The sequence below is a fragment of the Stappia stellulata DSM 5886 genome, assembly GCF_000423705.1.
Classification (GTDB): Bacteria; Pseudomonadota; Alphaproteobacteria; order Rhizobiales; family Stappiaceae; genus Stappia; species Stappia stellulata.
The window spans coordinates 720,313-743,391 of sequence record NZ_AUIM01000004.1 but is presented as its reverse complement, the minus strand read 5'-3'; the positions used below and the strand labels follow the sequence as shown (position 1 = coordinate 743,391).

Genomic DNA, 23,079 nt, shown 5'->3' with positions numbered 1-23,079 from the left:
TTACGGCGCAGCGCAACAAACGGCATGCGCCGGAAAGGCGGGACATTTCATGCAGATTACCTATTTCGGCTACGGCTCGCTGGTCAACACCCGCACGCTGGGCGCCGAGGCGACGCCGGTCGCGGGGACGCTCGACGGCTGGCGCCGGGAATGGCGCGCCTGGTGGCGCGCCGACAGCGCCTCGCAGCGGCCGGGCGTGTGCACGCTGACCGTGCGGCGCGATCCGCAAAGCGCAATCCAGGGCGTGATGGTCAGCGAGCCGGCCGCGCGGCTGGCCGTGCTCGACGCGCGCGAGAAGCGCTATGTGCGCGTCACCGATGGCATTGCCGATGCGTTTTCCTGCGATGCGCGGGGAAATCCCGCGCCCGACGGTGCGTTTCTCTATGAAGCCGATACCGAGATCCGCCACAAGGGCGACGACGACCACCCGATCCTGCAAAGCTATGTCGACTGCGTGATGGCGGGCTTCCATGCCTTCTGGGGCGAGGCGGGCGTGCGCCGGTTTATCGCGACGACCGACGGGTGGGATGCGCCGATGCTCGCCGACCGGATGGCGCCGCGCTACCCGCGCGCGCAGGCGATCGATGCCGGTCTTCTGGCCTTTTTCGACGAGCTGCTGGCCACAGAGGGCGTGCGCTACATTCCGGCGTGAGGGAACGGCGCGCGCCGACACAAATGCCTTTTGGTCGCTTGCCTGGCCGGTGTGCTCTTGGCGTGCGCATGCGGCCCGCCGCGAGCGCCTGCCTGACGTCGAATTCGTAAGCTCTTCCGGAATCGGGTATTTCCTCGTGGTGCTCCCGAGCGTGACGCTGTCTCTCGAAGGCGCCGAAACGGCATGAGCACGTCGCAGCCGGACCATGAGGCGCGCGGGGCTCCCGCGCCGACCGACGCGAAAGGAGGGCGGCACTTGAAACGGCCCATAAATTTCGAGGCGTTCAGTCTCGGCGATGTCGGCGCGGTGTTGCGCGTCTCGGCGGGGATCGTGCTGATCTTCGTCGTCATGACGAGCCTCGCGCCCGACACCGTCCAGCGCGTCGCGCAGGAGCTCCTGCATGCGACCGCGACGAATGTCGGCTGGATGTACGTTCTGGTCACGACCGGATTTGTCGGCTTCATGCTGGTCCTGGCGCTGTCGCGGATGGGGTCCATCAAGCTCGGCCCGGCGGACGCCCCACCCGAGTTCTCCTTTGCGAGCTGGCTGGCGATGATCTTTTCCGGCGGGATGGGCGTCGGGCTGGTGTTCTGGGGTGTCGCCGAACCGATCATGCATTTCACCGATCCGCCGCTCGACGACGGAATGCCGCGCACCGTTTCGGCTGCGCAGACCGGCATGCGCTATGCCTTCTTCCATTGGGGCCTGCACCAGTGGGCGAACTTCACGCTGGTGGGGCTCGCCATTGCCTATGTCCGGTTCCGCCACGACAGCCACGGCCTGATCAGCGAGACGCTCCGACCGCTCATCGGGGATCGTGTGGACGGTGGCTGGGGCAAGGCCATCGATGTGCTGACCGTGGTGTCGACCGTCTTCGGCGTGGCAACGACCCTGGGGCTCGGCGCGCTTCAGATCAACAGCGGCATTGCGCGGCTGGCGGGGATCCCCTTCGGCTTTTCCGCGCAATTGGTGATCGTCGCCGTCGTCGGCGGCTTGTTCATGCTATCGGCCATGACCCCGCTCGACCGGGGCGTGCGGCTCTTGAGCAACGCCAACATGCTCTTGGCGGCGACGCTGCTCGGCTTCGTGCTGGTCTTCGGACCGACGTCCTTCATCTTCGGTGTGATGACACAGACCCTGGGGGAGTACCTGGGCACCATCATGCAGATGAGCCTCGTCACCTCGCCGTATTCCAACGGTGACTGGGTCGAGCAATGGACGCTGTTCTACTGGGCCTGGGGGCTGAGCTGGGCGCCCTTCGTCGGGAGTTTCATCGCGCGGATCTCGCGGGGGCGGACGATACGCGAATTCGTGCTTGGCGTGATGATCGTGCCGGTCGCGCTCAGCATGCTGTGGTTTTCGACATTCGGCGGGGCTGCCCTGCATTTCGAGATTTACGAGCATGCGGGCATCGCCGATGCGGTGGCCGCGGAGGTGCCGTCCGGTCTCTACGTCCTGCTCGAACAGCTGCCTGGCAGCAACGTGCTGACCCTGGCGTCGATCCTGCTGGTTGGCATGTTCCTCGTGACTTCGGCGGACTCGGCGACCTTCGTGCTCGGCATGTTCACGTCGAAGGGCGTGCTCAACCCCACCCGGGCGGTGCGGCTGCTTTGGGGCACGTTGCAATTGCTGATGGTCGTGGTGCTCCTGCTCACCGGCGGGCTGGAAAGCCTGAGGACCGCCTCCATCGTCGCGGCGTTTCCGTTCATGCTTTTGATGATCATGATCGCCGTTTCTCTTTATCGCGATCTGGCGCAGGAACTCGCGATGCGCGACGAAAAGGCGAGGATGCTCGACGTGCGCATCGAACGCTGGCTGCTTCGCGAATCCGAACGCGAGGCGGCCGAGAAGGCCGAGGCGGAAATCCACCCGACCGTCCCGGAAGAGGGCGGGACGAGGACGAACGCCACGGCGGCGAACGAAAGACCGGCTGAATAGGCCAGGGCCTTTGGTTCGGGGGACCGGACAAACAAAAAAGCCGGCGGAGATTGCTCCTCGCCGGCCTTTTTCATGACGCCCTGCTGACCGCTGTTACTCGGCCGCCTGCGGCAGGTCGTCCCGGTTGCCGTGCGCTGCTGCGTCTTCTTTTGCAGCCGCCTTCTTGCCGATGGGTGTGACATTGGCCGGCGCGGGGGTCGTTGAAACCCTTGTCCCGAAGGCGGCATCCGCTGGCGTCGGCGGTAACTGCGGTCCCGGTGCGGCCGGGGACGTCTCGGCCGCGGCGGTGCCGGTTTCCGCATCCCCTTGCGACCCCCTGCGCCGGGTGAAGAGGCGGCTCCAGACGGTCGGAACCGCCAGCATCGTCGGGATCATGATCAGCGTCAGGATCGTGGAGAACCCGAGGCCGAAGATGATCGCCGTCGACAGTTGCACCCACCAAACGGCGGTGATCGACCCCACCTCGATGACGCGGTTGAAAAAGTCGAAATTGACCATCGTCATCATCGGGATCAGGCCGGCGATGGTGGTGGTGGTGGTCAGCAGCACCGGCCGGACGCGCTGGGCCGAGGTCTTCAGGATCGCTTCTATCGGCTCGATCCCGTCGTCCCGGAAGCGGTTGTAGGTGTCGATCAGCACGATGGCGTTGTTGACGACAATGCCGGCAAGCGCGACGACGCCGGTGCCGGTCATGATGATGGAGAACTTCTGTCCCATCACCGCCATGCCGAGCAGCACGCCGAAGACCGACATGATCACTGTCGAGAGCGTCAGGATCGTCTGGTAGAAGCTGTTGAACTGGGTCACCAGGATGATGAACATCAGGAACAGCGACCCAACCATCGCCTTCACCAGGAATTCGCCGGACTCCTTCTGGTCTTCCTCGGCGCCCCGGAACGTCAGGAACACATTGTCCGGGAAGCTCTCGCCGTCGAGCCACGCCTGAAGCTCCTTCACCTTGTCGTCGGCGGTCGCTGCGCGCGTCACGCCGTCGTCGGTGGTGATGGTTGCGTCGCTTGCCACATTGGCCTTCACGTCCATTGCGTAGAGGCCGTCGCGGCGGGTGATCGAGGTCACTTTCTGCTGCGGCTGGCGGTCGATGAAGTTCGACAGCGGCACAAGTCCGAGGTCGGTCTGCAGACGCAAGCTGTCGAAACGGTCGAGCGTGCGCTCCGTTTCCGGCAGGCGCACGCGGATATCGACCTCGTCCTCGGAATCGTCGGGCCGGTACTTGCCGATCAACACGCCGTTGGTGACGAGCTGCACCATCGCGCCGACCGAGCCGATGCCGGCCTGGAAGCGGCCGGCCTGCTCGCGGTCGATGGTGATCTGCCATTCGATTCCGGGCAGAGGACGGCTGTCCTCGCGGTCCTGCAGGCCGTCCATTGCATTGACATGGTCGCGCACGCGGGCGACGGCGGCGACAGCGTCGTCGTAGCTCGTCGAGGTGACTTGCAGGTTCACATCCTTGCCGGTCGGCGGGCCACCCTCGATCTTGCGCACCTCGACCTTGATGCCGGGCAGGGGGGCGGTGCGTTCGCGGATTTCGGCGAAAATATCCTCCGCCTTGCGCCGGCAGCAGAAATCGGCCAGCTCGATGTTCAGCTCGCCGATAACGTCGGCGGGCTTGTCCTGGACCCCGCCCAGCATGTCGCCGCCGCCCCCGCCGCCGCCGGCGGTCGCGTTCATCACCACGTTGTCGATGCCCGGCACGGTGAGCACCACCGCTTCGACGTCGTCGACGAGGTCGAGCGCCTCGCGCACCGAGAAGTTGCCGCGTCCCGAAACCAGGATCACGGCGGCATCCGGTTCGTCGTCGACGAAGAACTCGATGCCCTGCATGTTTTGCTGGAAATACAGCGTTATTCCGCCCGCGATGGCGATGACCGCGCCAAGCGTCAGCACGTTGCCGAGCGCCGTTCCGGCGGCAAAGCTCAGAAAGCGGACGTAGGAACCGGTTGCGCCCGTCACCGTCTGAGGATCGAAATGCGCGTCCGCCGACAATTGCCGGGCGGCGGTCTGCTCCCGATCCGCCAGGCGTTGCGCCCGGGCGCGCGAGCGGGCCACGACCGGCTTGAACAGCCGGAAGGAGAGCACGCCAAGGCCGAGGCCTGCCGCGACGCCGAGCGGGATGAGCGCCGCCTGCGGAAGCCCGACGGGAAGGAGCGCCACCGCAAGGGCGACGGCAAGGCCGACCATGCCCGCCAGCACGGCGGCCGCATGGCGCCCGATTGCGGAGATCGCGCCCGACAGCACCACGCCGGTGACCGGCAGGAACACGAGCGCCGTCAGCAGCGAGGCGGAAAGCACGATCACCACCATGATCGGCAGGTAGCTCATGAACTCGCCCGCGACCCCCGGCCACAGAAGCATCGGCAGAAAGGCGGCCAGCGTCGTCGCCGTGGAGGAGACGATCGGCCAGAACATCAGCCTGGAGGCGCGGATATAGGCTTCCTGCGCGGGCATGCCTTCCGCGATCTTGCGGTCGGCGTATTCCACCATGACGATGGCCCCGTCGACCAGCATGCCGACGGTGAGCACCAGGCCGAACATCACCATGGTGTTCACGGTCATGCCGATTGTCGACAGGATCAGGAAGCCGATCATGAAGGACGTCGGAATCGAGATGCCCACGAGCAGCGCGGACTTCGGACCGAGCGCCCAGATCACGAGGATCATCACCAGGAAGATGGCGGTCATGATCGACGATTGCAGCGATCCCAGGATCTCGAAGATGTTTTCCGACTTGTCGAGCAGGTAGTCGACGCGGATCGCGTCCGGCCAGTCGCTGGTCGCGCTGTCCACGACCTCGCGCACGGAGGCATTGTTCTCGATGATGTTGGTGCCCTTGCGCTTCACGACGTTGATCGTGATCGCCGGCTTGCCGTTGACGCGGTTGAAACTCGTCGGATCCTTGAAGGTGCGGCGGATCTCGCCGATGTCGCCGAGCGTGACGACGCCTTCGCCCGATTGCTTGATCGGCAGCGAATAGACGTCTTCGGCGTTCTCCAGGAGACCGGGCACCTTGACGTTGAAGCGGCCCTGGCCGTTGTCGAGGAAGCCGGCCGGCACGAGCTGGTTGTTCTGCGACAGCGAGGTCAGCAGATCCTGTTGGGTGACGCGATAGGATTCCAGCTTCATGGAATCGATCACGACCTCGAGCAGCTCTTCCCGGTGGCCGGAAAGTTCCGCCTCCAGCACGGTCGGGACTGCCTCGATCTCGTCCTTCAGCCGCCGCGCGTGCTGATAGAGCGTGCGTTCGGGCACCGCGCCCGACAGCGCGACGTAGATCGTCGGTTGCAGCGCGAAATTCGTTTCCGAGATCGTCGGTTCCTCGGCCTCCTCGGGCAGCTTCGCCTTCGCCTGGTCGACCTTGTCGCGGACATCGGCGAGCGCCTTGTCCTTGTCGAAGGAGATGTCGAATTCCAGCACGATGCCCAGATGGCTTTCCGAGGCGACCGCAGTGATTTCCTTCAGGCCGTCGAGACCGCGCAGGGCGGTTTCCATCGGCCGGGCGAGCAGACGTTCGGCATCTTCCGGCGAAATGCCCTGCTGTGTCACGGAGACATAGAACACGGGCACGTCGATATCCGGGTCGGCTTCCTTGGGGATGGCGATATAGGCAAGAATGCCGGCTGTCACCATCACCGCCATGAGGGTGAGGACCGTGCGCGGACGACGCAGGATGCTTTCGAGCATGTCGATCATTTCGGCATCTCCGCCACTTGCCGCACCGCCTCGACGGTCTGGCCTTCGATTACGTAGTCCTGCCCGGCGGTGATCACAGAGAGCGTCTGCGGCAGTCCGGACACCCAGATGCCGTCCGTGTCGCCGCCCAGGATCGTGACGGGGTGAAAGACGACCGTGTTGTCGTCGGTCACTGCCCGCACACCGAGCGTGCCGGCGTCGTTGAGCGTCAGGATGCCCGAGCTCAGCCGGTGCGCCTTTTGCATCGCGAGCGGAACCCGCGCGGTGGCGGTGATGCCGTCGCGCACCGCGCCGTCGGGATTGGCGATCTCGATTTCCACGCGGAAGGTGCGGGTCGCATCCTCCGCCGCAGGCGCGATGTAGCGGATCGCGCCGTTGACGGTCTCGCCGGTGACCAGTTCGACCTCGGCCGCCTGGCCGATTTCAAGCTTGCCGACGTCGCGTTCCGAGACCTGGCCGATGGCAAGAACCGGATCGGCGTCGATCAGCGTCGCGCAGACCTGGCCCGTGGCGAGGATGGTTCCGGTCTCGACCATCGGGCTTTCCACCACGCCGCCGATCGGCGCGGTGATAACGGTGCGCGACAGCTCAAGCTGCTGTTCCTCAAGCATGGCGGCGGCGGCGTCCATGGCCGCCTTGAGTGCCGCGACGCGGGTTTGCGCCGTAAAGCCCTTGTCCTGCAGCTGCGTTGCGGCCGAGTGGTCGAGTTTCGCCTGCGCCAACCGCGCTTCCGCCTCCAGAACCTTGGCCTGCCGGGCTCCCTTGTCGAGCACGCAAAGCACGTCGTCGCGCTCCACGCGCTGACCTTCGGCGACCTTGCGTTGCGCCACGCGGCCCGTGGTTTCCGCGCGCACCGCCACCGATGCCTCGGCTTCCGTGCGGCCCCGGATCACCAGCACCGAGCTGCGCTCCTCGGCCGCAATGTCGCGCACGGCGACGCGAAACGGAGTGCCATCCTGCTCGCTGCTGCGTTCCGCCGGCGGCGGCGTGGCGTTGGCGGCATCGGCGCGCCCGCCCTCGATGTAGGTGCCGGTCCACATCCAGCCGGCGACGGCGGCGGTGATTGCCACCGCGAGAATGTGGGAAAAGCGGATCGTCATGACCTGATGTCTCCGGGGCGTTTTCTACTCGGCTGCAGCGGGAAGGGCTGCGGCGGTATGTTGGTCGAGGGTCTCGAGCCTTGCGCGGTTTTCGGCCAGGAAGGCAATGTCTTGACGGATGCAGTGACGCCCGTAGTCGAGAATGAAGTTCGTCGGTTCGTGGCCGCACTCCTGCGCGATGCCGTCGAGTTTGGCGAGTTCGTCATGCAGGTTCTGCATTCGATGGTCGATGGCCGAGCGGATGGTCTGCGGACTGACGAGATCCGCGCACATGGCAACGAGAAGGAACGGCGAACGGAAGGTATCTGGCGCGGGCGTTTCGCTCAGTGCCGCGATAAACGCGGCGCGACCGGCCTCGGTGATGGAATAGACCTTTCGCGACGGCTTGCCGCTTTGTGCTTCCTCGCGAACCGTCACCAGACCGTCGGCCTCAAGGCGGGCAAGGGCGGGATAGATCGAACCGAAGCTGGCGTCGACGAAATAGCCGTAGCGACCCTCGGTGGAGAGCTTGCGGATCTCGTAGCCGGTGGCGTCGCCAAAGTTGAGGATCGCGAGACACAGGGTCCGTACGCTCATGAGGTTCGTCCTTTCCGATTGCCGTCCCTGACCGGTCGCGTGCCAAGCGTCCGGTTCGCCGGCGCCCGCGGGACTGCTCTGCAATATTCGCAAGTCGTTATATATCGATCTGATATATCCTCGCTGTATATATAGGCTTGCGAAAATGACGCAAGACCCTGCGTAAATTTTCCCGCGGAGCCTTGAATTGGACGGCGGAGGCGACAGAATCGGGAAAGGATCGATCGTGCGGGGCCAGCGACAGGGCTGCGCCAAAGGGCCGCGTGGACATTAAATGGTCCCCGGCTACAGTTTTGTGTAGCGGCTTTCGCGGCGACATGCGTGCGCGAGACAGGTGGAGAAAACCGATGGCGATTGACGAAACCGGTCGAGACGCGACTTCGGGCGAGGCGCAGAGCACCACGCCCGGCAGCCTGCGCGGCCTTTGGGCCTCTCCCTTCTTTCGGCTTCTGGCGATCAACTGGCTGATCGGCGCCTTCGTCTCGGTGATGGTGCTGGGTGGCCTGATGTATTTCGACACGGCGAACCTGCGCAGCCTCATCCTCAATTCCGACAATCCGGTGCTGCCGATCGTCGTCCTGCTGTTCGGGCTGATGATCACGCTGTGTTCGGCGGCGATGGGAGCGGCCATCATGGCGCTGCCCGGTGAGGACCGCGGCGACAGCGGCGGCAAGGGCGGCACGCGCGAGCGCGCCGACGAGGGCTTCGCCGCCGGTCTGTCCGGGCTCCGGCCCGCGCTCCAGCCGGTCCGCGTGCGGGTGCGCTAAAACTTCCGATCGTGGGAATGTCTTGCATCGCGGTCGGGTTTTGGGTTTCTTCGCAACAGCATGCGATCACCCCCGCCGGGGGCGAACACGGGATCCATTTCCATGAGCGACATCTATCCGCGCGATCTGATCGGTTACGGACGCGAGACGCCCGACCCGCAATGGCCGAATGGCGCCAAGGTCGCGATTCAGTTCGTCCTTAACTACGAAGAGGGCGGCGAGAACTGCATCCTGCATGGCGACACGCACTCCGAGGCGTTTCTGTCGGAGATCGTCGGGGCGGCGGCCTGGACGCGCCAGCGCCACATGAACATGGAATCGATCTACGAATACGGCGCGCGTGCCGGCTTCTGGCGGCTGTGGCGGATGTTCACGAGCCGCGCCATGCCGCTCACCGTCTATGGCGTCGCCACCGCGCTTCAACGCAATCCGCAAGCGGTCGAGGCGATGAACGAGGCCGGATGGGAAATCGCCTCCCACGGGCTGAAGTGGATCGAATACAAGGATTTCTCGCGCGACGACGAGCGCCGCCACATGGACGAGGCGATCCGCATCCACGAGGAAGTGACCGGCTCGCGTCCGCTTGGCTGGTACACGGGGCGCTCGTCCGAGCACACCCGCGACCTTGTGATGGAGGAGGGTGGCTTCCTCTATGATTCCGACAGTTACGCCGACGATCTTCCCTATTGGGTCGAGGGCCCGTCGGCGCCGCATCTGGTCATTCCCTATACGCTGGATGCCAACGACATGCGCTTTGCCACGCCGCAGGGCTTCAACGCCGGCGACCAGTTCTTCACCTACCTGAAGGACACCTTCGACACGCTCCATGCCGAAGGCGAGGCGGGCGCGCCGAAGATGATGTCGGTCGGCCTGCATTGCCGGCTGGCGGGCCGTCCGGGCCGCGCGGCGGCGCTTGCGCGCTTCCTCGACTATGTCGCTGCCCACGAGGACGCCTGGGTCGCGCGCCGCATCGACATCGCCTGGCACTGGCATGCCCACCACGCCGGCTGAGGCGGGCCACATGTGTTCGGGCAAGCCTCGTTTCCTGGCAGAGAAGTCATGATTTGCGTCATCCCGGACGGAGCGTCAGCGCAGATCCGGGATCGGGGAGGCGTGGCCGGTTGGAAGTCGTCACCAAAAAGGCTTGTCTCCTGGCTCTCCGATACCGGGTCGCGGCTTGCGCCTTGCCCGGTATGACGCTGCGGCTAAGCTGAGCTGCTTCGTGTTGTTCAGGGGTATAGCAGTTTGACATCATCTCCTTGGTTCCCGGCAATGAAGTCGGCTGTCGATGGATAAGCACTCTCCTCCCGACGCCTGTGTCGCGGCGCTTGTCGACCGCTTGCAGGCGACGCAGCCGCTCAGGGTCTGGTCGCTGATCGTCACGATTTTCGGCGACATGGTCGCGCCGCGCGGCGGCGAGGTCTGGGCCGGGACGCTGTCCGATCTGCTTGCAGAAATGCGCATCGACGCGGCGGCCGTGCGGGCAGCCCTTTCCCGGCTCGCCCGCGACGGCTGGGTCGACCGGATGAAGGTCGGACGGCTCAGCTATTATCGCCTTTCCGCCGAGGGACACCGGGCCTTCGTCCCGGCGTTGGCGCGCGTCTACCGGCTGAGCGGCGATGCGCGGGCCGCAGCCGCCCTGCGCGTTGTCGTGCTCCCCGAGGGCGAGGAACGTGTCGCCTTGCGCGACGCAGCACTGAAGTCCGGTTACGGGACGCTCGGGCCGTCGGTGCTGGTCGGCACCTCCGCCAGTCCGCCGCTCGAGGGGGCGGGCGCGGAGCGCTGTATCCATCTCGCCGCCGAGGTGATCGGCGGATCCGCCGCCGAACTTGCAGCGCGCGCCTTCGATCTGGCGCCGCTGGCGGAGCGCTATCGCCGGTTCATCGCCGCCTTCACGCCGCTCGATGCGGCAATGGCGAGTGGGAGAGCCTCGTCCGATGCCCGCGCGATGGTGGCCCGCACGCTGCTCATTCACGACTATCGCCGGCTGATCCTGCGCGACCCGATGCTGGCCGCCGACCTCTTGCCGGCCGACTGGCCGGGCGCGGAGGCCAATGCGCTGACGGCCCGGATCTATGCCGCGCTTCGTCCCGGCGCGGAGCGCTGGATTGCCGCAAACGGCCGCTCCAGCAGCGGCGACCTGCCGGCCCGGGCCGCCGGGGACAGCGCGCGCTTTTCCGCTTAGTTTCGCAATTTCAGAGACTTGCCGCAGTGCATCGTATTATGTGACAAAAAATGCTTGAAGCTGGAAATATTCGTCACGTATAGTCCTTGCATGCCGGCGCGGGACGGGACGGATCCGCGCGCTTTTGTCCGGAAACGGATGACGGTCGGTTCGAGGAGGTTTCACCAGATGTACACCCAGGCACTCAATGCGCGCGACACCGAGGCAGGCGCCGTCGAGGACGCGGATCGCGTCGCGGCGTTTCAGGCGCGGGTCGATGCGGAAGAGAAGATCGAGCCGAACGACTGGATGCCGGAGGGCTACCGCAAGACGCTGGTGCGCCAGATCTCCCAGCACGCCCATTCCGAGATCGTCGGCATGCTGCCGGAGGGCAACTGGATTTCCCGCGCGCCGACCTTGAAGCGCAAGGCAGCGCTCCTTGCCAAGGTGCAGGACGAGGGCGGCCACGGGCTGTACCTCTATTCCGCCGCCGAGACGCTGGGCGTGTCGCGCGAGGAACTGACCGAGCAGCTTCTCTCCGGCAAGGCGAAATACTCCTCGATCTTCAATTACCCGACGCTGACCTGGGCCGACATCGGCGCCATCGGCTGGCTGGTCGACGGTGCGGCGATCATGAACCAGATCCCGCTGTGCCGCTGTTCCTTCGGACCCTATTCGCGCGCCATGATCCGCGTTTGCAAGGAAGAGAGCTTCCACCAGCGCCAGGGCTACGAGCTGCTGCTGGAGATGGTCCGCTCTTCCAAGGAGCAGAAGGAGATGGTGCAGGACGCGCTGAACCGCTGGTGGTGGCCGTCGCTGATGATGTTCGGGCCTTCCGACACCGACAGCAAGCACTCCGCCCAGTCGATGGCCTGGAAGATCAAGCGCTTCACCAACGACGAGCTGCGCCAGAAGTTCATCGACGCGACGGTGCCGCAGGCGCATTACCTCGGCCTGACCATTCCCGACGACAAGCTCGCCTTCAACGAGGAGAGCGGCCACTGGGAATTCGGCGAGATCGACTGGGACGAGTTCATGCGCGTTGTCGCCGGCAACGGCCCGTGCAACCGCGAACGGCTGGCCGCGCGCAACAAGGCGCATGCCGACGGCGCCTGGGTGCGCGAGGCAGCCCTTGCCTATTCGCAAAAACGCGCCGACCGCCGCGAGGCCGCCCGTCACGCGGCCGAGTGAGCGGCCGAACGATTTGCCCGAGGGAGAGACGCAGATGACCGAGAAAACCACACCGCTTTGGGAAGTCTTCATCCGTTCGCGCACCGGCATGGCGCATCGCCACTGCGGTTCGGTGCATGCGGGTGATGCGGAGATGGCGCTTCAGGCGGCGCGCGACGTCTACACGCGGCGCGGCGAGGGCCTGTCGATCTGGGTCGTGCCGTCCGCCGAGATCATCGCCTCCGACCCGGCGCAGAAGGACGAGATGTTCGAGCCGACCGCGTCGAAGATCTACCGCCATCCGACCTTCTACGAGATCCCCGAAGAAGTCGGAAACATGTGAGCGGCGGGAGAGAAGCGATGACCAGCGATCTTTTTACCTACACGCTTCGCCTTGCCGACGACGCCGCCATTCTGGGCCAGCGGCTGGGCGAATGGTGCGGCCACGCGCCGACGCTCGAAGAGGACATCGGTCTTGCCAATGTCGCGCTCGATCACATCGGCCAGGCGCGCAACCTCTATTCCTACGCAGGCGAGGTCGAGGGGGCGGGCCGCGACGAGGACCAGCTCTGCTTCCTGCGCAAGGAACGCGAGTTCGGCAACTGCCTGCTGGTGGAACAGCAAAACGGCGATTTCGCGCAGACGATCGCGCGCCAGCTGTTCTTCTCCGCCTTCATGCTGCCGTTCTGGCGCAAGCTGACCGGCTCGACGGACGAGACGCTCGCCGCCATCGCCGCCAAGGCCGAGAAGGAAGCCGCCTACCATTTGCGCCATTCCGGCGAGTGGACCATTCGTCTGGGCGACGGCACGGCGGAAAGCCGGGCGCGCATGCAAGACGCCATCGATCTGCTGTGGCCCTATACGGGCGAGCTCTTCGAGGCTGACGGCGTGGTGGAACGGCTGGTGGCGGAGGGCGTCGCTGTCGATCCCGAGACCCTCCGCGACGAATGGCGGGCGACGCTCGCCCGCGTCTGCGACGAGGCGACGCTGCCGCTTCCCCCCGAGGGCTGGATGCAGTCGGGCGGACGGTCGGGCCGGCATTCGGAGAGTTTCGGCCATCTGCTTTCCGAGATGCAGTACATGCAGCGCGCCTATCCCGGGATGCGGTGGTAGGCCATGACCACCGAACCGCAGACCGCCGCCATCGATGCCGCCGCGGCCCGCATGCGGGCCTGGGAGATCGCGGCCGAGGTGCCGGACCCCGAGGTTCCGGTGCTGACCATCGGCGATCTCGGCGTGTTGCGCGATGTGCGGCTTTTGGAGGACGGCGCGGTCGAGGTCGACATCACGCCGACCTATACCGGCTGTCCGGCCATGTCGGTCTTCACCATGGACATCGAGACAGCCCTCCTCAAGGCGGGTTTCCCGTCCGTGCGGATCAGGACGGTGCTGTCGCCGGCCTGGACCACCGACTGGCTGAGCGAGGAGGCGCGCGAGAAGCTGCGCGCCTACGGCATTGCGCCGCCGGCCGGAAAGGCCTCGCGCCGGGCGCTCTTCGGCGACGACGAGGTCGCTTGTCCGCGTTGCGGGTCGCTTGCGACCGAGAAGGTCTCGGAGTTCGGCTCGACCGCCTGCAAGGCGCTGTGGCGCTGCACGGCGTGTTCCGAACCGTTCGACTATTTCAAGTGTCACTGATCGAAATCTGACAGAACACGCCGGCCCGGCCCTTCACGGAGAGATGGCCCGCCGGTTTTGAGGGAGGAAGCCGCATGTCGCCGCGTTTTCATGCGTTGAAGGTCAAGGATGTCAGGCGCGAGACCGCGGAGGCGGTGTCGATCTCCTTCGAGGTGCCGGAAGATCTGCGCGAGGCCTATCGCTTTGCCGCCGGGCAGTATCTGACGCTGCGCACGATGATCGACGGCGAGGACGTGCGCCGTTCCTATTCGATCTGCGCCGGCGAGGACGACGGCGAGCTGCGCGTCGCGGTCAAGAAGATCGATGGCGGCGCCTTTTCCTCCTTCGCCAACGAGAATGTCGCGCCCGGCGACGAAATCGACGTGATGACGCCCTCGGGGCGCTTTCTCTTGCCCGCGCATGACGGCGGCAAGCGAACGCTGATCGCCGTTGCCGCCGGCTCCGGCATCACGCCGGTGCTTGCGATGATCCGCACGGTGCTGACCCGCGAGCCGGAGAGCGAGTTCTATCTGTTCTACGGCAACAGGACCGCGCAGAGCATCATCTTCAAGGAAGAGATCGAGAACCTGAAGGACCTGTTCCCGACCAGGCTCGGCGTCTTCCACGTGCTGTCGCGCGAGACGCAGGACGTCGACATGCTGTCCGGCCGGCTCGATGCCGACAAGCTTCAGGTGCTCCTGACCCACGCCGTGCCGGCGAGGGACGCCGACGGGATCTTCCTCTGCGGTCCGGGCGAGATGATCGAGACGGCGACGGGTGCCTTGTCGGCGCTGGGCATCGACGAGGCCTGCATCCACCGCGAGTTCTTCACGCCCGCCGACGGCTCCGCGCCGCATGCGCCCAAGCCCGCGCATGACGGCGCCGACACCGATCATGCGGCGACCGCCGAACTGATCATCGACGGCACCCGCGTATCCGTCCCGGTCAACGCGGGCGAGACCATCGTCGACGCCGCGATCCGCGCGGGCATCGAGGCGCCTTACTCCTGCAAGGGCGGCATGTGCTGCACCTGCCGCGCCAAGGTGGACAGCGGCGCGGTCGACATGGCGGTGAACTATTCGCTGGAACCCTGGGAAGTCGACGCCGGCTTCGTCCTCACCTGCCAGTCCCGCCCCGTCAGCAAGACGGTGGTCCTCGACTACGACGCGATGTAGGCTCTAGGAAGCGGGGCAGAAAGCTTGATGCGCCGTCGCCCGTTTCCCACACTGTGAGCCTTCCCATGCATGAGCGTTTCGTGCTCGTCACCGGCTGTTCCGGTGGCGGAAAATCCGCATTGATCGAAGAGCTTGCCCGCCGCGGTCACCGAACGATCGAGGAACCCGGCCGGCGTATCGTCCGCGAAGAACTGGCGGGAAAGGGTACCGCACTGCCCTGGACCGATCTCGCCGCCTTTGCCCGGCGGGCGATCCGCATGGCGGTCGCCGACTGGCGCAGCGCGCATGCCGGAGCGGGTGCCGGCGGCTGGACCTTCTTCGACCGGGGTGTGATCGATGCCGCCTCCGCCTTCGAGGCTGCGACCGGGCGCCAGGTTGTTGCGCCGCTCGCCCGCCGCTACCGCTACCGGCCGCTGGTCTTTCTCGCGCCGCCCTGGCCGGAGATCCATGCCGGCGATGATGAGCGCCGGCACGGCTTTGCCGCCGCGGTCGAGGAATACGAGCGGCTTGCGGATGTCTTGCCCACGCTCGGCTACGAGACCCGGCTGCTGCCGAAGCTCCCGGTCGCCGAGCGCGCGGCCTTCGTGCTCGCCGCGCTGGAGCGCGGCTGAGCCTGCCGCTCACGCTCACCCCTCCCACAGTTCGTCGTCGATGATGCGGGCGGCTTCCAGTCCGCTCAGATACGCTCCGTGGACCGTGCCGTGGTGGCGGAAGGTGGTGTGTTCGCCGGCGAAGAGCAGCGTCTTTTCGACAGGTCGCGCGAGGGCGTCGAAGTCTTGCGGTTCTGAGCCGAAGGCGGTGAAGGAATAGGCACCGCGCGTGAACGGGTCCTGCGACCAGCGGGTCAGGCGCACGTCTTCCGGCTCCGGCACCTCGCGCCCGAACATCGTCCGGACCGCGTCCATCGCGTCCGCCGTCATCTCGGCGTCGTGCATCGCCTCCGCCTTTGCGGCATAGGCGCCGACGCTGAAGCCGAGCAGGATGTTTTCCTCCGAGAACGTCCGGTAGTTCAAAAAGTAGTTCCAGCGGCCTTTCTCGGACGTCATCAGCCCGAAATATTGCGTGTCGACCGGCCAGTGGGCGTGGTCGAATTTCAGCGCGATCTTGGTGACATTGCCCATCTGCAGCCGCTGAAGGCGCGCCCGCATCGCCTGGGGAAGCGGCGGGTCGAAGGCGATTGTTTCCGCCTTGAGCACGCCGAGCGGGACGGTGCAGATCACGAAATGGGATTCATAGATCGCATCGCCTGCATGGACGGCGGCCCCGTCGCCGGCCTCATAGTCGACAGCCTCCACGACCGCATTGAGGCGGATGTCGAGCCCTTGCGCCAGATGGGCGGCAATCGCGTCATAGCCCTGCGTCAGGATCACATCCGCGCCGTCAAACGCCTCGTCCTCGTCGAAGTGGAGCGCGGAAAGCCGCTCCAGCGGCCCGCCCGTGTCGAACTCGGTATAGGCGGAGAGCATCCAGCGGGTGAGTGGGTCGCTCAGCGCGGCCGGGTCGATGGTGCGGATCGCCTCGGCAAGGGAGAGGTCGCTGGCAAGCGTCGCGTCGATCCGCGCCGCGAGTCCCTGCAGCCGTTGTTCCGCCGTGAAGACGGCGGCGCGCGACTGCCGGGTGCCGTCGGCGGCGAAGACGTCGAAACTGTCGTCGTCGGTGACGAAGGTCGGGCTGTTCACGGCCCTTGCCAGGTCGCTCAAGGGATTGCCGTCGGGGCCGTGGATCCAGCCGGCGCCGACCTCGAAGGACGCGCCCAGCGAGCGGTCGGTGCGCAGGCGCCCGCCGATCTTGTGCGTTGCCTCCAGCACGATAACGTCATAGTCCAGTTCGGTGAGGCGGCGCGCGGCGGCAAGGCCGGCAACGCCCGCACCGATCACGATGACATCGGCCTCGCGGACCTGCGCCCGTGCCTTTGCGGGGGGCACGCCGGCGAGGGACCCTGCGGCAAGTCCCGACAGGGCCGCGCCCGTGCCCCATTTCAGCATGTCCCGACGGTTGGGGACGGAAAGCCGTCCGTTGCGTGTCATTGTGGCGTTTGCGACCGTCTCCCGTTAACCACCTGCGAACCATAACGTTTAGTTGAAGATTCAACAGTATCCGCCATGGTGCTGACGAACAATGAAAAGGGACGGTTGATGGCGCGCTGGTTGAAGATGCGGGAGAGCAATATTGCCGTGGGGATCTATCTGATCTGTGCGGCGGTGGTGATCGCTTTCGTCGTGTCGAATGCGCATGTGCTGACGCGGGCCGGCGGGATCGCCGACGAGGTGCGCGCTGCCGACGAGCAGAACCTCGTGCGCAACGAGGTGGCCCGTCAGACGGAAATCCTGGCCCGGGACCAGTCGCAGATCTCGCATTGGGACGAGGCGGTGCGTGCACTGATGTCGCGCATCGACTGGGAGTTCGTCCGCGAGGAAATGGCGGACTGGCTGTGGGACGATTTCGGCATCCAGACCACCATCGTGATCGGACCGGACGATGCCCCGCGCGTGATGGTGTTTGAGGACGACATTCTCGCGGTGGCGGAAGCGCAAAGACACGTCGACCTGGCCTTTGACCTGATCGCCGCCGCCCGGGAGGTCTATATGGCCAAACGGCTGCCGCGCGGGGAACGGTTCACGATCCTGGCGCATCCGGTGCGCTCCCCGGTGCCGATCTATGTGTCCGATTTCCGGATGGTCGACGGCGACGTCAACATGATCGTCGCGCAGGCGATCGTTCCCGACGACGATGAGACGCTGCCCGACGGGCAGCCGAATGTGCTCCTGACGCTGAAGCCACTGACCTCGGCGATGATGGAGACGGCGGGCGCGAAACTCGGGCTGCAGGACTTCGCCGTCACGTCGGGCGACCGGGTGCCGGAAGGGGCCGGGGCCCTGCGGGTCAGCCGCAAGGCGGATGCCGATGCCCTCTACGCCTCCTGGACGCTGTCGCATCCCTCAACCGTGATCTGGAGCCAGGCGCTTCCGGTTCTCGCCGGCGTGGTCGCCCTGGCAATGCTGTCGCTCGGTGCGGTGGCTGTGCTTTACGGCCGGGCTCTGCAGCGCATGCAAAAAAGCGAGGCGCGCAACCGCTTCCTCGCCCATCACGATGCGCTGACCGGCTTGCCGAACAGGCTTTACTTCGACCGTCTGCTGGAAGAGATCCTGAGCCGGGGCGAACAGGACCGCTGTGCCGTGCTCTGCATCGATCTCGACCGCTTCAAGGCCGTGAACGACACCTACGGCCATTCGGCAGGCGACCAGGTGCTGCGCACCGTTGCGTCCCGGATCCTGGCCATTGTCGAGGGGCGAGGCATTGCCGCGCGGGTGGGCGGCGACGAATTCATCGTCCTGCTGCACGAGGGGCTAGGGCGAGATGCCGTACGTCTCCTGTGCGACGGTATCGTGGAGAGCATCTGCGCCGAAATCCCCATCGAGGGCGGACGCGCGAGCGTGGGCGCGAGCATCGGCGTTGCCTGGTGGCCGGAGGATGCGCGAACCGCAAAATCGGTGATCCGCAGCGCCGACGAGGCGCTCTACCGCGCCAAGGAAGACGGGCGCGGGCGCGCCTATCTTTCGCAAGATCAAGGGGCAGACGAGGCGGGGGCCGGGGATCTGCCGTCCGACGAGCGGATCGCGGCGCGGGTCGCGCCTCACACGCCGAGATAGGCCTCGCGCACCCGGTCGTCGGAGAGCAGTTCCTTGCCCGGACCGCTCATGGCGATGTCGCCGGTCTCGATGACATAGCCCCGGTCGGCAATCGACAGCGCGGCGAAGGCGTTTTGCTCCACCAGGAAGATCGTCACGTCGTCGGTGTCGCGCAGCCGGGCGATGATCTCGAACACCTGGTCGACGAGAACCGGCGCAAGGCCCATGGACGGCTCGTCGAGCAGCAGCAGCTTGGGCCGGCTCATCATCGCGCGGCCGATGGCGAGCATCTGCTGCTGGCCGCCCGACAGGCCGCCGGCCGGATTGCGCCGGCGTTCCTTGAGCACCGGGAAGAGCGCATAGACCCGCTCCAGATCGTCGGCGATGTCCTTGTCCTTGCGCAGATAGGCGCCCAGGCGCAAATTGTCCTCGATCGTCAGCGGCGTGAAGATCTGCCGCCCTTCCGGCACCTGGGCGATGCCGGCGCGCACGCGCGCATGCGGGCTGGCGCGGGTGATGTCCGTGCCTTCGAAGGAGACGCGCCCGCCGGTGACCGGTTGGACGCCCGAAAGCGCGCGCAGAAGCGTGGTCTTGCCGGCGCCGTTGCCGCCGACGAGCGCGACGATCTCACGCGCGCCGACATGCAGCGACAACCCGTGCAGCGCCTCGATGCGCCCATAGGCGGAGGTGAGGTCCGCGACGGAGAGGAGGGGGGCTTCAGTCGAGAGCAAGGTTTGCCTCCCGCGTTCCATGGGTTCCCAGATAGGCTTCGATCACCTTGGGGTTGGAGCGGATCTCCGCGCCGGGGCCTTCCGCCAGCACGCGGCCCTGGTCGAGCACCAGCACCCGGTCGGAAATGCGCATGACGAGCTTCATGTCGTGTTCCACAAGCACCACGGCGACGCCGTCGTCGGCAATGGTGCGGATCAGCCGTTCGATCTCTTCCGTTTCCACCGGGTTGCAGCCGGCGGCCGGCTCGTCGAGCAGCAGCACCTTGGGATCGGCTGCGAGCGCACGGGCGATTTCCAGACGCTTCAAGGCGCCATAGGGCATGGAGGAGGCCGGCGTGTCGGCGTAATCCGCCAGTCCGACGCGTGCCAGCAACGTGTCGGCGATTTCCGCGCTCTCGCGGTTCTGGGCAAGCGTCGAGGGCAGTGCGAGGAGATGGGCGAGCAGGCCGCGTTTCTCCTTCAGGTGACGGCCGACCATGACGTTTTCCCGCGCGCTCATGCGAAAGAACACCTGGAGGTTCTGGAAGGTGCGCGACAACCCGCGCTCGGCGAGGCGGTTCGGCTCCAGCGTCGTTACCTCGGCGCCGTCGAGCCGCACCTGGCCGGTCTTCGGCCGATAGACGCCGGAGACCAGGTTGAACAGCGTGGTCTTTCCCGCGCCGTTGGGGCCGATGATCGAAAAGACCTGTCCCGTCTCGGCGGTAAAGGACACATTGTCGACGGCGCGTACGCCGCCGAAGGCGATGCCGATGTCCTGGACTGCGAGGATGCTCATTTGCGCCTCCGCTGGATCAGCGCGGCAAGGCTCGGCACGATGCCCGACCGCAGCACGATCATGATCACCATCATCATCAGGCCGAGCAGCATGTGCTCGTATTCGTGGAAGGCGGTGAGAACCTGCGGCAGCACGACGAGGATCGCAGCACCCGCGACCGATCCGAGGATCGAGCCCATGCCGCCCACGACCACCATGGTCACCAGCTCGATGGAATGCATGAAGTTCGCCGTTTCCGGCGTGACGAAGCCGTTGACCAGCGCCAGCGCCGAGCCCGCGACGGAGGCATAGACGGCGGAAATCACGAAAACGCGGACCTTGTAGCGGGCGACATCGATGCCGGCGACGCGTGCGGCGACTTCGGAATCGTGCAAGGCCCGCAGCGCGCGGCCCGTGGGGCTTGCCACCAGGTTGACCGCGATCCATGCGCCGACGACCAGCAATCCGCCGGTGATCCAGTACCAGGTCTCCGCGCCGCGTGCGCGCCAGCCGAACAGCGTCATGCGGCTGACCGGCATCCCGTCCGGCCCGCCGGTCAGCCAGGCCTCGTTGGAGATCGCCATGGCGATCAGAATGCCGAAGCCGAGCGTTGCGACGGCGAGATAATGGCCCTTGAGCTTCAGGATCGGCCGTCCGACGACAAAGGCGATCAGCCCGCAGATCACCGCGCCGACAAGGGCGGCGAGGAGCGGATGCAGCGCGAATTGTGCCGGCAGCACGGCGACCGCATAGGCGCCGAGGCCGAAGAAGCCGGCGTGTCCCAGGCTCACCTGACCGGCATAGCCCATCAGGAGGTTCAGCCCGATCACGGCAAGTGCGGAGATCCACACAAGTGCTGCGACGCGCAGGTAGAAGTTCGAGGGCAGGGCGAAGGAGAGCGCCACGACCACGAGGGCGATGACGAGGGGAACGGCGAGACGATGAGAGAGGAGGGCCGGCATGGTCACACGCGCTCCACGCTGGCGCGACCGAACAGGCCGCCGGGCATGACGAAAAGCACGCCGAGGATGACGATGAAGGCGATGGCATCCTTGTAGGTGGAGGAGAGATAGCCGGCGCCGAAGGCCTCCAGCAGGCCGACGGCCAGTCCGCCGACGATGGCGCCGAGCGGATTGCCCATGCCGCCGAGCATGGCGGCGGCGAAGCCCTTGAGCGCCAGCAGCGTGCCGATGTCGTAGCTCGTCAGCGTGATCGGGGTCACCAGAATGCCGGCAATCGCGCCGATGGCGGCGGAGACGACGAAGGAAAAGCCGACGACGAAGGAGGTGTTGATGCCGACGAGCCTTGCCGCGAGGCGGTTGGCGGCGGTGGCGAGCACCGCCTTGCCGAGCAGCGTGCGGTTGAAGAAGGCCCACAGCGCCAGGACGATGATGCCGGCACCGGCGAGCACCCAGAAGCTTTGCGGCAGGATGGCGGCGCCGCCGAACCGGATCGGCGTATCGCCGGAAAACGACGGCAGCGAGTGAAACTGCTTGTCGAAGACGACCTGGCCGAGGCCGCGCAGGAAGATCGACGCGCCGATGGTGATGATGATCAAGGTGACGGGCGAGGCGCCGCGCGCCGGCTCGATCGCGAGCCGGTGCAGCGCCAGTCCGACCGCCATGGCGGCGGCGATGGCCATGAGCGCGGCCACGGGAAGGGGGATCCCGGCGGCGGTGAGGAACACGGTTGCCATGCCGCCGATCATGACGAATTCGCCTTGCGCGAAATTCACCACGTCGGAGGCGTTGTAGATGATGGTGAAGCCGAGCGCGACCAGCGCGTAGACCGCGCCGACCGTCAGGCCGGATACACTGAATTGCAGGAATTCGGGCATGGATCTCCGCCGCCACGTCAGGGGTGCGCGCGCTCAAGAAGCGCCGTCACGATGCGAGAGGTGAGGACCCGCCGCGCTTCAGGAGCGCGGCGGGGGAGTGCGGTTTTGCGCGTTATTCGACCAGGGACCAGTCGCCGTCCCTGATTTCCAGCATGCGGAAGGCGGACAGGTCGAGACCGAGGTGATCGTCGGCGGACATGTTGACGACGCCGGCGGTGCCCATGAAATCGGAGGTCTTTTCGATCTCGTCGCGGATCGCGGCGGGATCTTCGGAGCCTGCGCGCTTCATCGCTTCGACGAGGATCATCAGCCCGTCATAGGCATGACCGCCGAAAGTCGAGACCGGCTGGCCGGTCGCGTCCTCATAGGTGCTCTTGTAGCCGGTGACGACGGCCTTCTGCGGGTCGCTGTCGGGAAGCTTTTCGGCCACCAGAAGGGCGGAGGCCGGCAGGCGCACGCCTTCCGCCGAATCTCCGGCGAGATCGATGAACGACTTGGAGGCGACGCCGTGGCTCTGGTAGAGCGGCACGTCGAACCCGAGCTGGCTGTAATTGCGGGTGACGATGGCCGGCCCCTGGCCGAAGCCCGGGTTGATCACGGCCTGCAGGCCGTCCGCCGACTTGATGTTGGTCAGCTGCGGCGTCATGTCGGAATCCTTCGGCCCGTAGGTCTCGTCCGCGACGATCTCGATGCCGTAGTTGCCGACCACGTCGAGGCACTGGCTGCGCATCGACTTGCCGAAGCCGCCGGTGCCCGAAATCATGCCGATCCTGGCGATGCCGCGGGCCTTCATGTCGGTGAAGATCTTCTCGCAGGCCATGCGGTCGGTGTGCGGCGTCTTGAAGATGAATTCCTTGACCGGATCGATGATCACCACGGCGCCGGCGAGCGAGATGAAGGGAATGCCGGCGTCCTCGAACACCGGAACCATCGCCATCGTCGCACCCGTGGTGGAGCCGCCGACCATGGCGACGATGCCGTCGTCCTCGACGAGGCGGGTCGCGAAGGTGCGCGCCTTGTTGGCGTTGCCGCCGTCGTCATAGACGATCAGTTCCAGCTCTTTGCCGTTGACGCCGCCGTCCTTGTTGATCTGGTCGACGTAGAGTTCCAGCGTCTTGGCTTCCGGATCGCCCAGGAAGGACGCGGGGCCGGTCACGGCGAGCGAGGCGCCGATCTTGATCGTCTCGGCGGCGGTTGCGGTGCCGGCGAACATCGCCGCACCGGCCAGAAGGGCAGCGCCCCCGAGGCATGTTTTCATGTTGGT

Annotated in this window: 21 protein-coding genes; 12 read left to right on the top strand and 9 right to left on the bottom strand. The window is 66.1% G+C overall.

Annotated features, from left to right (window positions below):
• Positions 1 to 49 precede the first annotated feature (49 nt).
• Entirely contained in the window at positions 50 to 652 is a 603-nt protein-coding gene (locus G572_RS0103620) for a hypothetical protein (protein WP_029057322.1), read from the top strand.
• Between the two features lie 255 nt (positions 653 to 907).
• The gene (locus G572_RS22320; protein WP_051241650.1) at positions 908 to 2,590 is read left to right on the top strand and encodes a BCCT family transporter; all 1,683 of its coding nucleotides are present in this window, start codon (positions 908 to 910) and stop codon (positions 2,588 to 2,590) included.
• A 93-nt stretch (positions 2,591 to 2,683) separates the two neighbouring features.
• On the opposite strand, the gene G572_RS26630 is transcribed toward G572_RS22320, so the two are convergent.
• From G572_RS26630 to G572_RS0103600, 3 genes are read right to left on the bottom strand one after another with little or no spacing between them, the layout of a single operon-like run.
• A complete protein-coding gene (locus tag G572_RS26630) occupies positions 2,684 to 6,298 on the bottom strand; it encodes an efflux RND transporter permease subunit (protein WP_084649848.1) in 3,615 nt (1,204 codons plus the stop codon).
• Positions 6,295 to 7,398, bottom strand: a complete 1,104-nt coding sequence (locus G572_RS0103605; protein WP_029057321.1) for an efflux RND transporter periplasmic adaptor subunit — start codon at positions 7,396 to 7,398, stop codon at positions 6,295 to 6,297. Before G572_RS0103605 ends, G572_RS26630 begins: the two co-directional genes overlap by 4 nt.
• Positions 7,399 to 7,422: 24 nt before the next feature.
• Positions 7,423 to 7,974: a PadR family transcriptional regulator gene (locus G572_RS0103600; RefSeq protein WP_029057320.1), complete on the bottom strand. Its 552-nt coding sequence runs from the start codon at positions 7,972 to 7,974 to the stop codon at positions 7,423 to 7,425.
• Between the two features lie 347 nt (positions 7,975 to 8,321).
• On the opposite strand from G572_RS0103600, the gene G572_RS22310 reads away from it, so the two are divergent.
• The 9 genes from G572_RS22310 (at position 8,322) to G572_RS0103555 (ending at position 15,475) form a co-directional block, all read left to right on the top strand.
• A complete protein-coding gene (locus G572_RS22310) occupies positions 8,322 to 8,741 on the top strand; it encodes a hypothetical protein (protein ID WP_051241542.1) in 420 nt (139 codons plus the stop codon).
• A 102-nt stretch (positions 8,742 to 8,843) separates the two neighbouring features.
• Positions 8,844 to 9,752: an allantoinase PuuE gene (gene puuE, locus G572_RS0103590; RefSeq protein WP_029057319.1), complete on the top strand. Its 909-nt coding sequence runs from the start codon at positions 8,844 to 8,846 to the stop codon at positions 9,750 to 9,752.
• Between the two features lie 277 nt (positions 9,753 to 10,029).
• Positions 10,030 to 10,926: a PaaX family transcriptional regulator gene (locus G572_RS0103585; protein WP_037545225.1), complete on the top strand. Its 897-nt coding sequence runs from the start codon at positions 10,030 to 10,032 to the stop codon at positions 10,924 to 10,926.
• Positions 10,927 to 11,094: 168 nt separating this feature from the next.
• Positions 11,095 to 12,096 carry a 1,2-phenylacetyl-CoA epoxidase subunit PaaA gene (paaA, locus tag G572_RS0103580; protein ID WP_029057317.1) on the top strand — a complete coding sequence of 334 codons (1,002 nt, stop codon included), beginning with the start codon at positions 11,095 to 11,097 and terminating at the stop codon, positions 12,094 to 12,096.
• Between the two features lie 34 nt (positions 12,097 to 12,130).
• Positions 12,131 to 12,418, top strand: coding sequence for a 1,2-phenylacetyl-CoA epoxidase subunit PaaB (gene paaB / locus G572_RS0103575; RefSeq protein ID WP_029057316.1), 288 nt, complete (start codon positions 12,131 to 12,133; stop codon positions 12,416 to 12,418).
• Between the two features lie 17 nt (positions 12,419 to 12,435).
• Positions 12,436 to 13,188 carry a 1,2-phenylacetyl-CoA epoxidase subunit PaaC gene (gene paaC, locus G572_RS0103570; protein ID WP_029057315.1) on the top strand — a complete coding sequence of 251 codons (753 nt, stop codon included), beginning with the start codon at positions 12,436 to 12,438 and terminating at the stop codon, positions 13,186 to 13,188.
• Between the two features lie 3 nt (positions 13,189 to 13,191).
• A complete protein-coding gene (gene paaD / locus G572_RS0103565; protein ID WP_051241540.1) occupies positions 13,192 to 13,710 on the top strand; it encodes a 1,2-phenylacetyl-CoA epoxidase subunit PaaD in 519 nt (172 codons plus the stop codon).
• A 74-nt stretch (positions 13,711 to 13,784) separates the two neighbouring features.
• Positions 13,785 to 14,864 (top strand): 1,2-phenylacetyl-CoA epoxidase subunit PaaE, encoded by a 1,080-nt coding sequence (paaE, locus tag G572_RS0103560; protein WP_029057313.1) that lies wholly within the window; start codon positions 13,785 to 13,787, stop codon positions 14,862 to 14,864.
• Between the two features lie 65 nt (positions 14,865 to 14,929).
• Positions 14,930 to 15,475: an AAA family ATPase gene (locus tag G572_RS0103555; protein ID WP_029057312.1), complete on the top strand. Its 546-nt coding sequence runs from the start codon at positions 14,930 to 14,932 to the stop codon at positions 15,473 to 15,475.
• A 15-nt stretch (positions 15,476 to 15,490) separates the two neighbouring features.
• Here the strand turns inward: G572_RS0103555 and G572_RS0103550 are convergent, their stop codons facing one another.
• Entirely contained in the window at positions 15,491 to 16,891 is a 1,401-nt protein-coding gene (locus tag G572_RS0103550) for a flavin monoamine oxidase family protein (RefSeq protein ID WP_029057311.1), read from the bottom strand.
• Positions 16,892 to 16,966: 75 nt separating this feature from the next.
• On the opposite strand from G572_RS0103550, the gene G572_RS25310 reads away from it, so the two are divergent.
• Positions 16,967 to 18,514, top strand: a complete 1,548-nt coding sequence (locus G572_RS25310) for a diguanylate cyclase domain-containing protein (RefSeq protein WP_029057310.1) — start codon at positions 16,967 to 16,969, stop codon at positions 18,512 to 18,514.
• On the opposite strand, the gene G572_RS0103540 is transcribed toward G572_RS25310, so the two are convergent.
• From G572_RS0103540 to G572_RS0103520, 5 genes are all read right to left on the bottom strand, one after another.
• Positions 18,499 to 19,224: an ABC transporter ATP-binding protein gene (locus tag G572_RS0103540; RefSeq protein WP_029057309.1), complete on the bottom strand. Its 726-nt coding sequence runs from the start codon at positions 19,222 to 19,224 to the stop codon at positions 18,499 to 18,501. The genes G572_RS25310 and G572_RS0103540 overlap by 16 nt on opposite strands.
• Complete coding sequence (locus G572_RS0103535) at positions 19,211 to 19,999, bottom strand: ABC transporter ATP-binding protein (protein ID WP_029057308.1); 789 nt, start codon at positions 19,997 to 19,999, stop codon at positions 19,211 to 19,213. The genes G572_RS0103540 and G572_RS0103535 overlap by 14 nt, the downstream gene beginning before the upstream one ends.
• A complete protein-coding gene (locus G572_RS0103530; RefSeq protein ID WP_029057307.1) occupies positions 19,996 to 20,940 on the bottom strand; it encodes a branched-chain amino acid ABC transporter permease in 945 nt (314 codons plus the stop codon). Before G572_RS0103530 ends, G572_RS0103535 begins: the two co-directional genes overlap by 4 nt.
• Positions 20,941 to 20,942: 2 nt before the next feature.
• The gene (locus tag G572_RS0103525; protein WP_029057306.1) at positions 20,943 to 21,815 is read right to left on the bottom strand and encodes a branched-chain amino acid ABC transporter permease; all 873 of its coding nucleotides are present in this window, start codon (positions 21,813 to 21,815) and stop codon (positions 20,943 to 20,945) included.
• A gap of 112 nt (positions 21,816 to 21,927) precedes the next feature.
• Positions 21,928 to 23,073: an ABC transporter substrate-binding protein gene (locus tag G572_RS0103520; RefSeq protein WP_029057305.1), complete on the bottom strand. Its 1,146-nt coding sequence runs from the start codon at positions 23,071 to 23,073 to the stop codon at positions 21,928 to 21,930.
• Between the last annotated feature and the right edge of the window lie 6 nt (positions 23,074 to 23,079).

Excerpts from the sequence above, each read along its gene's own strand:
- G572_RS0103585 (WP_037545225.1), top strand. The coding sequence starts at position 10,030 with ATGGATAAGCACTCTCCTCCCGACGCCTGTGTCGCGGCGCTTGTCGAC.
- G572_RS0103555 (WP_029057312.1), top strand. The coding sequence starts at position 14,930 with ATGCATGAGCGTTTCGTGCTCGTCACCGGCTGTTCCGGTGGCGGAAAA.
- G572_RS0103520 (WP_029057305.1), bottom strand. The coding sequence starts at position 23,073 with ATGAAAACATGCCTCGGGGGCGCTGCCCTTCTGGCCGGTGCGGCGATG.
- G572_RS0103525 (WP_029057306.1), bottom strand. The coding sequence starts at position 21,815 with ATGCCCGAATTCCTGCAATTCAGTGTATCCGGCCTGACGGTCGGCGCG.
- paaE (WP_029057313.1), top strand. The coding sequence starts at position 13,785 with ATGTCGCCGCGTTTTCATGCGTTGAAGGTCAAGGATGTCAGGCGCGAG.
- G572_RS0103535 (WP_029057308.1), bottom strand. The coding sequence starts at position 19,999 with ATGAGCATCCTCGCAGTCCAGGACATCGGCATCGCCTTCGGCGGCGTA.
- G572_RS22310 (WP_051241542.1), top strand. The coding sequence starts at position 8,322 with ATGGCGATTGACGAAACCGGTCGAGACGCGACTTCGGGCGAGGCGCAG.
- paaB (WP_029057316.1), top strand. The coding sequence starts at position 12,131 with ATGACCGAGAAAACCACACCGCTTTGGGAAGTCTTCATCCGTTCGCGC.
- G572_RS26630 (WP_084649848.1), bottom strand. The coding sequence starts at position 6,298 with ATGATCGACATGCTCGAAAGCATCCTGCGTCGTCCGCGCACGGTCCTC.
- paaA (WP_029057317.1), top strand. The coding sequence starts at position 11,095 with ATGTACACCCAGGCACTCAATGCGCGCGACACCGAGGCAGGCGCCGTC.
- G572_RS25310 (WP_029057310.1), top strand. The coding sequence starts at position 16,967 with ATGGTGCTGACGAACAATGAAAAGGGACGGTTGATGGCGCGCTGGTTG.
- G572_RS0103530 (WP_029057307.1), bottom strand. The coding sequence starts at position 20,940 with ATGCCGGCCCTCCTCTCTCATCGTCTCGCCGTTCCCCTCGTCATCGCC.
- G572_RS0103605 (WP_029057321.1), bottom strand. The coding sequence starts at position 7,398 with ATGACGATCCGCTTTTCCCACATTCTCGCGGTGGCAATCACCGCCGCC.
- paaD (WP_051241540.1), top strand. The coding sequence starts at position 13,192 with ATGACCACCGAACCGCAGACCGCCGCCATCGATGCCGCCGCGGCCCGC.
- puuE (WP_029057319.1), top strand. The coding sequence starts at position 8,844 with ATGAGCGACATCTATCCGCGCGATCTGATCGGTTACGGACGCGAGACG.
- G572_RS0103620 (WP_029057322.1), top strand. The coding sequence starts at position 50 with ATGCAGATTACCTATTTCGGCTACGGCTCGCTGGTCAACACCCGCACG.
- G572_RS0103550 (WP_029057311.1), bottom strand. The coding sequence starts at position 16,891 with ATGACACGCAACGGACGGCTTTCCGTCCCCAACCGTCGGGACATGCTG.
- paaC (WP_029057315.1), top strand. The coding sequence starts at position 12,436 with ATGACCAGCGATCTTTTTACCTACACGCTTCGCCTTGCCGACGACGCC.
- G572_RS0103600 (WP_029057320.1), bottom strand. The coding sequence starts at position 7,974 with ATGAGCGTACGGACCCTGTGTCTCGCGATCCTCAACTTTGGCGACGCC.